We start from the raw sequence: 12,960 nt of genomic DNA, 5'->3' as shown, positions 1-12,960 counted from the left end.
AGCAACACCAAACCAAAGGAGTGACAACCTGTGTCCAAATATTCCATTCTGTTTTTCCTGGTCATGTTCATGATCGGAACCGATACGTTCCTGATCTCTCCGCTGCTCCCGACTTTGCAGGCGGAATACGGGGTATCTACCGGCATTGCCGGCTGGATGATTGGCGCCTATACGTTAGGCTCTGCCCTGTTTGCCCTTATCTCCGGTCCGCTGTCCGACGGCTGGAACCGCCGAACCGTTATGATCTGCGGCCTCATCGGATTCTCCGTCTCAACCGCATTGTGCGGCTTTGCTGACAGCTTCTGGATGATGCTCCTCTTCCGGTTTCTTGCCGGTGTCAGTGCCGCTTTTACCGCTCCCCAAGTATGGGCATCCATTCCGGCCGTTATGCCCCCAGCGCGAATCGCCAGGACGATGGGTATTGCTTTTGGCGGGCTTGCGGCAGCTCAAGCACTTGGCGTGCCAATCGGCAGCTGGCTGGCAGCGGCCGATTGGCCCGTCCCATTCTGGAGCATCGGCGCGGCGGCTCTGCTCCTTGCGGGGTTAGCGTTCCTGCTGCTCCCGGACATGAAGCCAAGCGGACAAACCCCCGTATCCATCCTTAGCCGCTACACCCCGTTAATGAAGAGCGGGAAAGCAAGAAGCGGCTATCTCGCTTACCTGCTGCTCCACCTGGGAAGCGGCACCGCCATGGCCTTTATGGGCAAATGGCTGGCCGACCGCTTCGAGCTGTCGGTAGGCAGCATTGGTACCGTTATGATGGCGCTTGGCTTCGGCACCTTGGTTGGGAGCATAATCAGTTCGGCTGTAACCCGCAAACTCGGAAATACGAGAACCGTGACAGCGGGAATGCTGCTGCTTGTTTTGCTTTATCTCTTTGGCCCTCATATCGTTCAGCTGCCAGCAGCAGCAATGGTATACTTCATTATTTTCACCGTTCTTGGCGTAATCTTCCCTTTGGTCATGGGATTGCTCACGGCGCTGAACGCTTCGATCCGGGGAACCATATCAAGTCTAGCCAACTCCACGATGAACGGCGCCAATACACTTGGAGCATGGCTGGCCGGACTGCTGTATGTTCACCTTAACGGCTATGTATCGATTGGCATCTTCTCGGCCGTATGCATCTTGCTCTCCCTTGGAACCTTCCGGCTGGGCGGGCTGCTCGCGAGTACAGATACGACGGCCAGGCAGCAGTCGGAGTCGGCATAGCACCAAGCAAAATTAGAGTCAGCCAATCGGCTGACTCTAATTTTGCTAATCGGTTAATGGAATGATTTTATATAAGGAATAGGTTCCATTCTCTCGTTTGGCATAATGTACGGTGTATTTTTGATTGATCTCGATGGTATCCCAAAGTTCCTTTTCAACATCGAATCTGACAACGCTTTTCAGTTTTTTTTTGTCGGGATATGCCGCCATAATCCAGTACTGCCCGTCATTCGTTATACCTTTATCCGCTATTGCAACATTTGCAACGATTGCTTCCAGATGATACTTGTCATTGTTTGTATCGTCCGGGGAGCAGGCACCAAGCAGTATACCAACTACCAGAAGGGTCAAGGTGTTCCATAAATATCTTTTCAATATCCCGCCTCCTATTGGCCTTACCGGTTCAAAGCAATCTATATGCCTTTTATCGTTTTTTTAGAAAGTTTTTAGAGTCCGTAAACATCCGCCAGCTATACTTTAGACATCCAATCCTTAAGGAGCGTTTCTATGAAAAAAAGCTGGTGGATCATGCTGTTCCTGTCCATTGCCATTATGCTGCCGTTTATTATTCCGTACCTAACGTTTGACCCTGCAAGCAGCCGCGTTGACATTTCCTCGCGGACGATTCAATATCCTGCCTTGGTTCTTCATATCGTGTTGGCTTTTGTCGCCATGATTACGGGATTTCTCCAATTCCACAAAAAAATAAGAGAGAACAACCCCTCTCTGCATGCCTTACTTGGCAAAGTATACGTTGTCTCTGTTTGCATAAGCGGCGGACTTGCTCTTATCGTGACTTGCTATGAACCGGACTATGGGAGAGCCTTGTCCTTTCTGTTCCTTGATCTGATCTGGCTGTTCACAACGGTGAAAGGATTCCGGGCAGCGGTGAACGGGGACTTTGCTGCTCATAAGCTATGGATGATCCGCAGCTTTGCCATAACCTTAACGGCGGTTATCGCAAGAGCGGTCGTCCCTCTGCTCATTCTGTTTTACCTGCTGCTGCACGGTTTCGCGCTTCCGAACGGGCGTACGGGCATGATTGAAGAGGTGCTCGATAACAACATCTGGGCGGCGTTTATCCTTCATTTCATAATTGTGGAGTGGTATCTCCTGAGGCCTCGCCGCGAGCAACTTTCGTTATAATCGAATTTTTCCAACCATTGGAATAAAAGGTATGCCATACTAGGCTTATCTAAGTGATGGTGGTGGTCGATATGAACTTTATTATTCGTAAACTCAAGCAGCCCGAAGACTTCCAGGCTGTAGCGCCTCTCGTCAATTTAATATGGCCCGAGCCAACTACGGCGCAGCGGCTGCAGGAGGATGAAGAGAAAATCCCCCCTGGACAGCTTCACTATAACGAAGCAGGCCAGCTTATGGGCTGGGACCGTCCCAAATGGGTAGCCGAAGAGGAGAGCGGACAAATCATCGCTTACGCGATTGCCTGGCGGGCGCCATGGACGGAACCCGGTGCGCTTATTTACACCTTGGTCGTAGACCCGGCATTCCGGGGAAAAGGCGTAGGTACGGCACTGTACGCTGCCCTCCACGCATGGGCGCTGGAAGTTAAGGCTTCGAGTCTGATCAACTATTCCATGAAGGAGACGGACGAACGGTCGCTTGCCTTTGCAGAGCGTCATGGCTATATTCGGGAACGGCTGTCGTTCGAATCCGTGCTTGATCTTCGTGAATACGCCGTTAACGAGGAGCTTCTCGCCTCGATCCATAATGCCGAGCAATCCGGCATACGCTTCGTTACTTTGGCGGAGGAACCGGGTGAGGAGAACGAGCGCAAGCTGCATGAGCTGTATAAAATCACGCATTTCGATATTCCCGGCTATTCCGGCGACTTCCCATGGTTCGAGGAGTGGAAAAAATGGAACATCGGCCTGCCCGGCGTACGTCCGGAATGGATTCACGTCGCCAAGGACGGGGACCGCTACATTGGCGTCGTAACTCTGCAGCATAACGAGCAGACCGGGGCCATGTATCATGAATACACCGGCGTTCTGCCGGAATACCGCGGGCGCCGCATCGCCCTTGCCTTGAAGCTGCTTGGCCTGCAATCCGCAAAGGCAGCCGGTGCCCCTTATCTCCGGACGCATAATGATTCCGCTAATATCCCTATGCTTCGTGTCAACCGCGATCTGATGGGGTTCCGGGCTGAGCCGGGAAGCTACAAGATCGTCTGCACGCTGCAGACAGCAACGAAGGCCATCCTTTAGCGGGATGGCCTTTCTTTTATTTCAACCGGCTGATTGTTTCATGAATCCCTTCCCTGAAGCTTGTTGCCGGAACCGGCCCAATTAACCGCTCATACTTTTGGCTGCTGAGGCGAAGCGGTTCTGATGTCAGATACAGCATCTCCACCACTTCCTTCATTACGGGAACAAATAACCCAAGCAAAGATAAGCCGGCTTTGCCAAGCGGCAGGACAGCCTTCTTGCTGCCGCTTGCTTCTCGGGCGAGACGAACGATCTCATGACCGGATATGACATCTCCGCCCGGTATGTTCCACTCCTGACCGTAAGCGTGATCACGCAGCGAGATCTCGACAATCATCTTCGCCGCATCCGGCAAATAGACATATTCGCGCGGCACATTCATGTTGCCTATGAAGAAGGCCGTCTTGCCCGCCGCAATAGCTTCCAGCGTAGAGCCGAGATACGAGGCTTCATTGGCCGTTGGTCCATAATAGTCCGGCAGGCGGACAATAAGGGGACGGGCACGAGTCCACCGCTTATCAAATACCATCTCCGCAAACCGCAGCCGTGTCCGCCCTTTACGGGTATGAGGCTGTTTCGGATGCTCCTCGGTCACCCGCTCCATCTGCCTTTTTCCATAAGGATAAATCCCGTCAATGACAACAACCTTTAGCCCAAGCCGACTCGCCGCCTCCATCACCGCCTCGCCAAGAGGCAGCAGCCGATCCTCCATCTCGTGGTACGGAACATTCGCACAATGGAACATGACATCCGCCCCTAGCGACGCTCCCTCCACATCATCCGCCTTAAAGGCATCTCCAACGGCTAGCGACAGATTCGCCGGATTGCCTAGCCTCGCTGCAAACTTCTCCAGCTTCGCGCGGGAGCGCCCAAACGCTACGACCGAAATCCCCCGGCTTACCAATTCCTCCGTAATGGCAGCCCCTGTGCCGCCCGTAGCTCCAATAACGATTGCCTTTTTCATCTCTACCACTCCTCGTTTATTTTGTGATTGATCAATCACTAACTTCTATTGAAAACAATATACTACTTATTTAGTGATTGATCAATCACTATTTTACAAGGCTTGGCAGCCCTCTTTATTTGTTCATTAACTCCGGGATATCCAGCGCCATCGAAATATTGCACAGCATGCCGCGGGCCAGGAACAGCATGGCTCTTTCCTCCGGATCAGCGAGCTTATTGTTCTGGAACGCTTCCAATACAATGCGGCGCACTTCCTTCAGCCCCATCTGCATCGCCGCACGGATTGGCTCCTCGTGCATCGTCTGCGCCTGCATCTGGAGCAGCGTCTCCTGCCGGTGGGCAGCCAATATCTCTTCATACGTCTCAATCAGCTCCTGCTCCAGCCGATCCGGCGATGCCGTTTCAACTACCTGGCTGAACGCCTCCGTAATTCTCTCCCAAGAAACCTCAAGCGCCGCCAGCATTAAAGCTTCCTTCGTAGCAAAAAACTTGAATACATAAGGCTGCGAAATACCTGCCCGCTGCGCCACCTGCGCTGTTGTCGTGCGATAATAGCCGGTTTCCGCGAACACCTCAATTGCTGCCGATATTATTTCCGTCCGCCGGTTAACGGACGCCGTGTCGTTCTTCGCCATCGTCTATTTGCTCCTCTGCCATATGCAATTAGTGATGAATCACTTATTCATAGTGTAACAAGTCTTATGCATCCCAGGCAACATGCTTTCATTTGCACTGTATCTTCCGGATGCTTTGAAAGGAATACAAATGATATGAAAAGGCACAAGCATGTTGGATAAAAGGCTGCCCAGAACGGACAGCCCGCTTCTATAATCATCAGCTAGAGCAAATGCATCTTCGCTTCCGCCTCTTCCCAAGGCACCGTGTAACCTGCCCCTTTGGCGCAAAAAATGGACGAGGAGGTATACAGCGGATCCGCATCCTTCCTGTAGCCTTTGCGCGCAATGACCTCCTGCTCGTTATGACAGCGGTCGTAGCCGGCAAAAACGAGTTGAATACTGCCTCTGCCATGCGTGAAGGCGGCCAGGTCCGTGCTGTAATCCATAAAGGTGGCGACCGGCACTTTGCCCGTAATGATCGCATGCGATGCGGTTGTCTGCGGAGGATCGAACTGCCCGGAGGCGCGCTGCAGATCCGATAACACCTTGCCCAGATGGTCCAACTCCACCTTGATTTTGTACTCGTAGAACGGTTCAAGCAGCACATTGTCTGCCTTCTCAAGCCCCTGCCTCAACGCCCGGAACGTTGCCTCACGGAAGTCACCGCCATGCGTATGCTCGTTATGGCCAGCACCTGTGAGCAGCGTAATCCGCACATCCGTCAGCGGACTTCCCGTCAGCAGTCCATGATGCTCGCGCTCGAACAGATGCGTTTCGATCAGATTCTGATTGCCTACGCTCAGGTCATGCACATGGGCAGCATTCGTGAACGTAATGCCGCTGCCCCGCTCTCCAGGCTCGAGCAGCAGATGCACCTCGGCATAATGCCGCAGCGGCTCGAAATGTCCGTAGCCCCTCACCGGGCTGGCAATTGTCTCTTTATACAAAATCTCCGGACTGCCAAAGACTACTTCGAAACCGAAGCGGTCCTTCACCAGCTGCTGCAGCACTTCAAGCTGAATGACACCCATCACGTGAATCTGGATCTCCTGCAGACTCTCCTCCCAGATGACATGAAGAGACGGGTCCTCCGCATTCAAAATGCGGAAAGCCTTCAGCACGTCTTTTACCGGGATGGATTCAGGAAAAATAACCTTGGACGTCAGAGCCGGTACCAGATCATAGGACAGCTTGTCCGAATGAAGTCCTGCGCCTTGTCCCGTTTCGGCTTCCGTAAGCCCGATAACCGCAAACAAATCGCCGGCCGATACCTGATCCACCGCCTGCATTTTACTGCCGCTCACGATTAGAAGCCTTGTTGCTTTCTCGCAACGCTGTTCTTCGCCGCTGCCGTAACAGAGCTCTTCCCGCACCTTGAGCGTTCCGCTGAGCGCTTTCATATACGTTAGCCTTGTGCCGTTGCTGTCATGACGGATTTTATAGACGCGTCCTCCGAAGGGTGCCTGCCCGTTATAATTAACGGTCGTCAGCAGATGCAGCTGTTCCAGGAACTCCTTAACGCCGGCATCCTGCAGCGCCGATCCGCTTACGCAAGGGAATAACCGGCTGCTCCGCACCATCTCCTGAAGCGCGTGCAGCCAGAAGGCTTGATCACCTTCACCGGATAGAAAGCAATCCAGCAGCTGTTCATCCCGCTCAGCGAGACTTTCCATTAATGGTTCTCCCACAACGCCGCCTGCAAAACTTTCCGTAATTAGTGAGGCATCCAGCGTCAGATGAAGCTGAATCTCCTCCAGGACGCGGTTAACATCCGCCCCGGTCCGGTCTATTTTGTTAATAAAAAAGAACGTCGGAACCCGGCTCTTCCGAAGCAGCTGCCAGACGGTTTCGGTATGCCCCTGCACCCCTTCCACCGCGCTTACAACCAATATGGCGTAGTCCATCACCTGGATGGCCCGCTCCATCTCCGGAGAGAAATCGACGTGCCCCGGCGTATCGATTAAGTAATAGGTATCCCCTTTATAGGTCATTACAGCCTGGTCGGCAAATACCGTAATGCCTCTTGCCCGTTCAATGTCATGGCTGTCGAGGTAGGCGTCCTTATGATCCACCCGGCCCCGGTCCCGAATGCTGTTCGTATGATACAGCAGCTGCTCGGCCAGCGTTGTCTTGCCCGCATCCACATGCGCGAACATGCCAATCGTTACTTGCTTCATGCGAATCCCCTTGGTTTGATTTTGCCATAATCATATCACACCGGACGTTTCGATTGACCCGGCTCCTCTAAATTCTTCATAAACAGGGAGATGACAAAGGACATCGCAAGCAAAATAAGCGGCACCACGCAGATCAGCACCCGAAAGACCGTCTCCGGCTGCGGCCCAGGATCGTCTCCGCTCTGATAACCGTAGATCAGGCCAACAATCCAGAAGGCTACCGCGGCTATAAGCCCGCTCGAACGCGTAATAAAGCCCGCAACCGCCGTATAGATTCCTTCCCGCCGCCTGCCGGTCCGCTCCGCATCCAGATCAATAATCCGGCTGCTCAGCATAGCGGGTGTAACAAGGAACCCCGCCATTCCAAAGCCAACCAGTATACCGGCAACAATTCCGCTGCCAAGACTGCCCGCGAACCAAAGCGGGATGACCGACAATCCGTAAACGGCGAGCGCCAGCCGCCAGCTGCGCAGGCCGCCAAGCTTGCGGGAGATGAGATACCATATCGCCACAAGCGGTATGATGGAGACAAAGACGGCACCCATCAGGATGGACACCTCTCCTTCCGAGATATTCAGGACGTATTTGGCATAGAACGGAAGCAGGGCTGCAAGCAGGCCATTCACCGTCTGGGCGAAAGAGCCTGCAATATTAAAGATCCAGAACGGCTTATTCGACAGCGTCTCCCGGAATGCGGCAATTAGGGGAAGCGGCGCTTCCTGATGCGTGCTGTCCTTCTCCCGGACAGATAAAGCGAACCAGGTCATAAAGACGCCGAATATAAGGGAATAAACCACCGACATCCATCCGAAGCCGATCCACTCATACAAAATGGGAGTCAGAGCAGTGCCAATGAGAATAGCCACGATCTGAAACCCCTGCTGAACGGCTGATGCTTTTGCCCGAAGCCGGTCCCCTTTGAACAGTTCCGGGAAGAGCGCCCCGTAGTTCACCCACAGCAGGGTCGCAATCCCCTCGAACAGGATCAGCGACGTCAGCAGCCAAACGAACAGCTCCGTATTGCCAAGCCCTTTAGGGACGGAGAATACCATAATGAAGGCCAGCATAAAGGCTGGCGTGGAGAAAAAGATCCACGGTCTGCGCCTGCCGTAGCGCGTACGGGTCCGGTCGGACAAATAGCCGGCCATCGGGTTGTTGACCGCATCCCAGATGAGATAGATTGTGCGTGCAATCGTAGCAAGCCCAAGGCTCAGGCCCAGCTTTTCCACGTAATAATAGTTAAAGAAGGATGCAAACGCCTGGCTTGGCACCATCATTGCGAACATCCCGAGCGCATACGCGGTTGGAGAATTGAGAAATTTCCTGCCCATCGCTTGTTCCCCCCTTATAGGCGAAGCAAAGCTTCCTTACGTCTTATGCGGCGTGTCCTTCAGATATGCAGATATGCCGTTCTCACACGCAAGGCAAGGCAAGTAATAATCAAAAGGGCTGCCGCGGAAGCTAATCGCTTCTGACGGCAGCCCTTTTCTGATGCTCAGTCGAAATACTAGAATACGCTGTCAGGTACATAGTACACTTTCTGCGTGTCTTTCTTATTGTCCGGGTCTGTAACGATCGTGAAATAAACGTTGCTGTTTTTCGTCTGTACGCCCTCGATCTCATGGGTTCCCACATTCGTAATGTTCACAAGGGTTTTATAGGCGCCCGTGTTAGACATTAAAGCAATTCGCGGCGTTTCGCCTTCCGCTCCGCCCGACGTGTAGATTTCCGTATTCGAGAGCATATCGAAGCCTTGGAAGGATCCGTTTGGCCGAACGATATCGCTGCCCGATTGCGTAAAGCTGGTCACGCAGGCGCTTATCGCTTCCGCGCTGTCCATTCGCACCTGTTCATTGCTGTCCAGAAGCTTGTTCAAGGCTGCCGTGTCATAAATGGACCACGTAACCGTGCCTTCGACGGTCTGTACACGGAAAATCGTATAGTCGCTGTTGCCGCCGGCATCCACGCGGTAAGTATCGCCTAATCTCGCGCCGTTCTTATCGGCATAGTTCATGTAGGTGAATCGATGAAGATCCGTATAATCATGGGTAGCTCCTGCCGAGTATTGGAGTCTGGCTACCTGAAGCGACCAGTTATACGTTGTGGATGGATCCGCTTTTGAACTGAAGTAGAAGTAATCGATACCATTGTAGGTGTACATATCCAGCGTCTGGCCATGACCGGCATTGGTAATCGTCATTTCGTCCACATAGGTAGCGGTGCTTCCGCTCATGAGCAATCTCGACAGATAGACGGTTCCGCCGGAGCGCTGGGTGACGTAAAGATACTTGGAAGCGATGTAGGCTTTTTGGACAGCAAGGTTGTGGTTAAGCCCTTTGAGATTGTAAGCGAGGGTAGCCGAAGCGTTTACGGTTTTCCCCGGAGTTGCTGCAACTGCGGGCAATACGGTTGTGCCGAACAGGAGCATAGCAAGAACAGCAGCAGCAAAAATTTTAACAGGCTTGTTCATAGGGCTAAATCTGTGAAGCGGCAGCATACAAATCCCTCCGATAATATGGTTGATTACACCATGATTATCAAGGAGAAGGATATCGTTTAGAATAGTCTGGACGAACCAATAAATGTTAAAAAATTATAATGAAGCCTCTGTTTCAAAGCTATGGAATAGCCATTCTGCCGTCTGCCGCATTCATCAGCTTCGTAACAGCAGGCTGTGTCTCCGCGGCCAGCACGCCCCGGCTGAAGACATACCGCGGGGCGCAACGCGTCCGGATTAACTCGGCCGGTTCAGCCGCGTCAAACAAGAGGAAGGAAGCCGGATCACCAAGCTTCGGCGCTCCTTGTTCGAAGCCATAGCTGCCGAGCTGCATCGCTTTTGCTCCGCCATGCGTAATCATGGCCACTATATCGTTCAGATCCTGACGGCCGCACATATGGGCCAGATGGGCAGCCATATGCGCGGCATCAAGCGGATTTCCCGTGCCAAGCGGATAAAAAGGGGTCCGGATATCGTCATGAGCCAAGGCCACATTAATGCCGGCCCGGCGGAAATCCTGGATACGCGTAATCCCCCGCCCCTTCGGAGAAGCATCGTAGCGGCCCTGCATCACGCTGTTAATCAGGGGACAAGCCACGATGGAGATACCGGATTGTTTTACCAGTCCAAGCAGCTTCTGAAAATAGGGCTCATTGTAGTATGCTGCGGCATTGGCATGAGCGGTGGTCACTTTGGAGGCAAGACCGGTTGATAAAGCAAGCGAGGCGCATACCTCAAGGTAACGCGAGGCTTCATCATCGGTTTCATCGCAGAAGACATGAACAAGCGAGCCGTACTGCTGTGCCAAAGCAAATGCTTTGCGGAGGCTTAATATCCCGTCCTCGCGGGTCCGCTCCAGGTGCGGAACCGCCGACACCCCGTCTGCACCCAGCCGAAGCGCCTCTTCCAGCCTTGCTTCATTATCCGGACATGCGACAATCCCGTCCTGCGGAAAAGCGATAACCTGCACTTGCATTCGTTCAAGGTAGCGCTCTTTCAGCTCCATCACCGCCCGCAGAGCGGTCAGCTTTGGGTCGCCGATATCAACCATCGCCCGCAGGTGAAGGACGCCGTAGCCGATAAACAGCTCTAGCGTACGCTCCGCCCTTGCCAGGACATCATCGCGCGTAAGCTGCTTTTTGCGGGAAGTCCAGATCGAGATGCCTTCGGCAAGCGTTCCGCTCTCATTCCAGACCGGATCGCCGGCCGTCAGCGTGGTGTCCAGATGCACATGGGACTCAACAAACGGCGGAAGCAGCAGTCTGCCCTGCGCCTGGAAGGTCGTTGCGGCGGATGCTCCCGCCAAGCTGCCAATTGCAGCAATGGCACCTCCCTTGATGCCAATATCCGTTAATATACCGCTGCCGGGCAGCTTTACCTGAGAAACAAGCAAATCAAATGGTATCGTCATCCTATCCCCGCCATTCATTTTATGCCTTTGGTTGCTGCAGCAAATCTCGCCACTCTGGCCCCAAGCCTGCCGGCCATCCGCAGCTCGCGTTCATCCGGCGTTCTCGAGCTGTCCGGACCTGCCAGCGTGGAAGGCCCATAAGGCGAGCCGCCAATCGCGTCAGCGGTCAAATATTCCGGGTTCTGCGAATACGGCAGACCGACATAGACCATCCCGAAATGCAAGAGCGGGATGATGGACGTCAGAATTGTCGCCTCGTGGCCGGTATGAATCGATCCGGCACTCGTCATGACGCCGGTCGGCTTCCCTTCCAGCTCCCCGCCGGCACATAAGCTTCCCGACAGATCCAGAAAAGATTTTACCTGCGCCGGCATAGAGCCGTAATAGGTCGGAAACCCCCATACGATCCCGTCCGCCCAGCGAAGATCATCGGCCTTAGCCTCCTGCACGGTCTGCTGCAAAGCCTGCGCGGCTTCATATTTCTCCCACCTTGCTCCAACCCGGAACGTACCGGAAAGCCCGCTGCCTTCCGTGCTTTGCCTGCGGTCCGGATGGTCCAGCAGCGCCGTAATGTTATCCGGATGGCGAAACTCCGGAATACGTACCAGCCTTGCGGTATGCCCTTCACTCTCTATGCCTTGCGCGGCGGCTTCCGCCATCCGGTGAATATGTCCGTAAGCACTGAAATAAATTACAAGCACGTTGGCCATTCCATCACTCCTTAAGCAGCGTAAACGGATGCGCCGTCCCAAGGAACAGCAGCATACCGTTTATACAGCAGGAGCCGCGCATGCCAACATGCAGCGGCTCCGTTGCCTGCCCTTTATTTGCCCGGCAGATATTCATTCGTAAATACATCTTCGATTGGCTCCGCTTCCTTCAAGAGTCCCATATCAACCAGCTGTGCCTGCAGGCCGGACCAGATGTCCTTGCTCATGTAGCCAACGCCGTTGGTCTCCGCATCACCGCCGTATACAAGCGGTTCCTGCGCTTTGGCGCCAAACGCCATTGCTTCCAGCTTCAGATCCGGGTTTTTCTCCTGCATCACTTTGTTGATCTCATCGGAATGATCTTTATAATAGTCCCATCCTTTAATCGATGCCTCTACGTAGGCTTTCACCGTATCCGGATGCTTCTTCAGGAAGTCTTCGGTTGTATAGAGGATGTTGCCGTATTGCTTATAGCCGAGGTCATAGTTCAGGAAGTATTCGACGTCGACCCCTTCCTGCTGCATCGAGAACGGCTCGGAGGTTACATAAATTTGAGTGGCGGCAGTCGGATCGGATACAAAGTTAGCAAGCGAGCCGGTATACTTCATTTCCGTTACTTTATCGAGGCTGTAAGCCTTCTTTAAGTACTCCCAGAACACGACGCCGCTTCCGACAAAGATTTTGTTGCCGTTCAGCTCCGTTATATCCTTGTACTGCCCCTTGTGGAACATGATCCCTTGCGGATTCTTCTGGAACGTTGCCGCAACCGCCACAAGCGGAATTCCGTTCTGACGCGCCAACAGAATCTCATCCGCCTGCCCCATGCCAAATTCGGCTTTGCCGCCGGCGACAATCTGGGTGGAAGAGATACCCGGCCCGCCGGATTGGATGGTCATGTCGAGACCCGCTTCCTCATAGAAGCCTTTGGCCAGCGCTGCATATTGCCCGCCATGCTCCGGCTCCGCGAACCAGTTGGTCACCTGGCTGACCTTGGTCAGCTCCTTGGAATCTCCCGATGAGTTGTTGCTCCCGCAAGCCGTCAGACTTAAGGTAACTGCAAGAAGCGCGGCCATTCCACCTAATTTTTTCTTTGATCTCAGCATGCTTCTCTTCCCCCTAATAAGAATTGTCACCCAAACAGC

The 12,960-nt window shown here is 53.5% G+C and carries 13 protein-coding genes; 3 read left to right on the top strand and 10 right to left on the bottom strand.

The genetic code is table 11. From position 1 onward, the window contains the following. Positions 1-30 precede the first annotated feature (30 nt). Positions 31-1,212 (top strand): MFS transporter, encoded by a 1,182-nt coding sequence (locus tag BM200_RS25445; RefSeq protein ID WP_091189538.1) that lies wholly within the window; start codon positions 31-33, stop codon positions 1,210-1,212. A 45-nt stretch (positions 1,213-1,257) separates the two neighbouring features. Here the strand turns inward: BM200_RS25445 and BM200_RS25440 are convergent, their stop codons facing one another. Further along, a complete protein-coding gene (locus tag BM200_RS25440; protein WP_091189536.1) occupies positions 1,258-1,587 on the bottom strand; it encodes a hypothetical protein in 330 nt (109 codons plus the stop codon). A gap of 132 nt (positions 1,588-1,719) precedes the next feature. Here BM200_RS25440 and BM200_RS25435 point away from each other — a divergent pair, with 132 nt between their 5' ends. Both BM200_RS25435 and BM200_RS25430 read left to right on the top strand, forming a co-directional pair. Then, positions 1,720-2,358, top strand: a complete 639-nt coding sequence (locus BM200_RS25435; protein WP_091189535.1) for a DUF2306 domain-containing protein — start codon at positions 1,720-1,722, stop codon at positions 2,356-2,358. Positions 2,359-2,429: 71 nt separating this feature from the next. Continuing rightward, positions 2,430-3,440 carry a GNAT family N-acetyltransferase gene (locus BM200_RS25430; protein WP_175533019.1) on the top strand — a complete coding sequence of 337 codons (1,011 nt, stop codon included), beginning with the start codon at positions 2,430-2,432 and terminating at the stop codon, positions 3,438-3,440. 16 nt (positions 3,441-3,456) lie between these two features. Here the strand turns inward: BM200_RS25430 and BM200_RS25425 are convergent, their stop codons facing one another. The 9 genes from BM200_RS25425 to BM200_RS25390 all read right to left on the bottom strand — a co-directional run bounded on the left by BM200_RS25425 (position 3,457) and on the right by BM200_RS25390 (position 12,921). Then, positions 3,457-4,404, bottom strand: coding sequence for an SDR family NAD(P)-dependent oxidoreductase (locus tag BM200_RS25425; RefSeq protein WP_091189531.1), 948 nt, complete (start codon positions 4,402-4,404; stop codon positions 3,457-3,459). Positions 4,405-4,519: 115 nt separating this feature from the next. Then, positions 4,520-5,041, bottom strand: coding sequence for a TetR/AcrR family transcriptional regulator (locus tag BM200_RS25420; RefSeq protein WP_091189530.1), 522 nt, complete (start codon positions 5,039-5,041; stop codon positions 4,520-4,522). A gap of 203 nt (positions 5,042-5,244) precedes the next feature. Continuing rightward, the gene (locus BM200_RS25415; protein WP_091189528.1) at positions 5,245-7,200 is read right to left on the bottom strand and encodes a GTP-binding protein; all 1,956 of its coding nucleotides are present in this window, start codon (positions 7,198-7,200) and stop codon (positions 5,245-5,247) included. 35 nt (positions 7,201-7,235) lie between these two features. Then, on the bottom strand, positions 7,236-8,531 hold the full coding sequence (locus tag BM200_RS25410; RefSeq protein WP_091189527.1) for an MFS transporter: 1,296 nt from the start codon (positions 8,529-8,531) through the stop codon (positions 7,236-7,238). Between the two features lie 176 nt (positions 8,532-8,707). After that, the gene (locus BM200_RS25405) at positions 8,708-9,670 is read right to left on the bottom strand and encodes a phage baseplate protein (RefSeq protein ID WP_425434627.1); all 963 of its coding nucleotides are present in this window, start codon (positions 9,668-9,670) and stop codon (positions 8,708-8,710) included. A 148-nt stretch (positions 9,671-9,818) separates the two neighbouring features. Continuing rightward, complete coding sequence (locus tag BM200_RS25400) at positions 9,819-11,108, bottom strand: amidohydrolase family protein (protein WP_091189524.1); 1,290 nt, start codon at positions 11,106-11,108, stop codon at positions 9,819-9,821. 14 nt (positions 11,109-11,122) lie between these two features. Then, the gene (locus tag BM200_RS25395) at positions 11,123-11,818 is read right to left on the bottom strand and encodes an NAD(P)H-dependent oxidoreductase (RefSeq protein WP_091189522.1); all 696 of its coding nucleotides are present in this window, start codon (positions 11,816-11,818) and stop codon (positions 11,123-11,125) included. A 4-nt stretch (positions 11,819-11,822) separates the two neighbouring features. Next, complete coding sequence (locus tag BM200_RS30135) at positions 11,823-11,966, bottom strand: hypothetical protein (protein WP_175533018.1); 144 nt, start codon at positions 11,964-11,966, stop codon at positions 11,823-11,825. Further along, the gene (locus BM200_RS25390; RefSeq protein ID WP_091189521.1) at positions 11,932-12,921 is read right to left on the bottom strand and encodes an ABC transporter substrate-binding protein; all 990 of its coding nucleotides are present in this window, start codon (positions 12,919-12,921) and stop codon (positions 11,932-11,934) included. Before BM200_RS25390 ends, BM200_RS30135 begins: the two co-directional genes overlap by 35 nt. Positions 12,922-12,960 lie beyond the last annotated feature (39 nt).

Source organism: Paenibacillus catalpae (assembly GCF_900112695.1).
Classification (GTDB): Bacteria; Bacillota; Bacilli; order Paenibacillales; family Paenibacillaceae; genus Pristimantibacillus; species Pristimantibacillus catalpae.
Note: the sequence above shows the minus strand (reverse complement) of the source record. Positions and strands in the feature narration are given on the sequence as shown.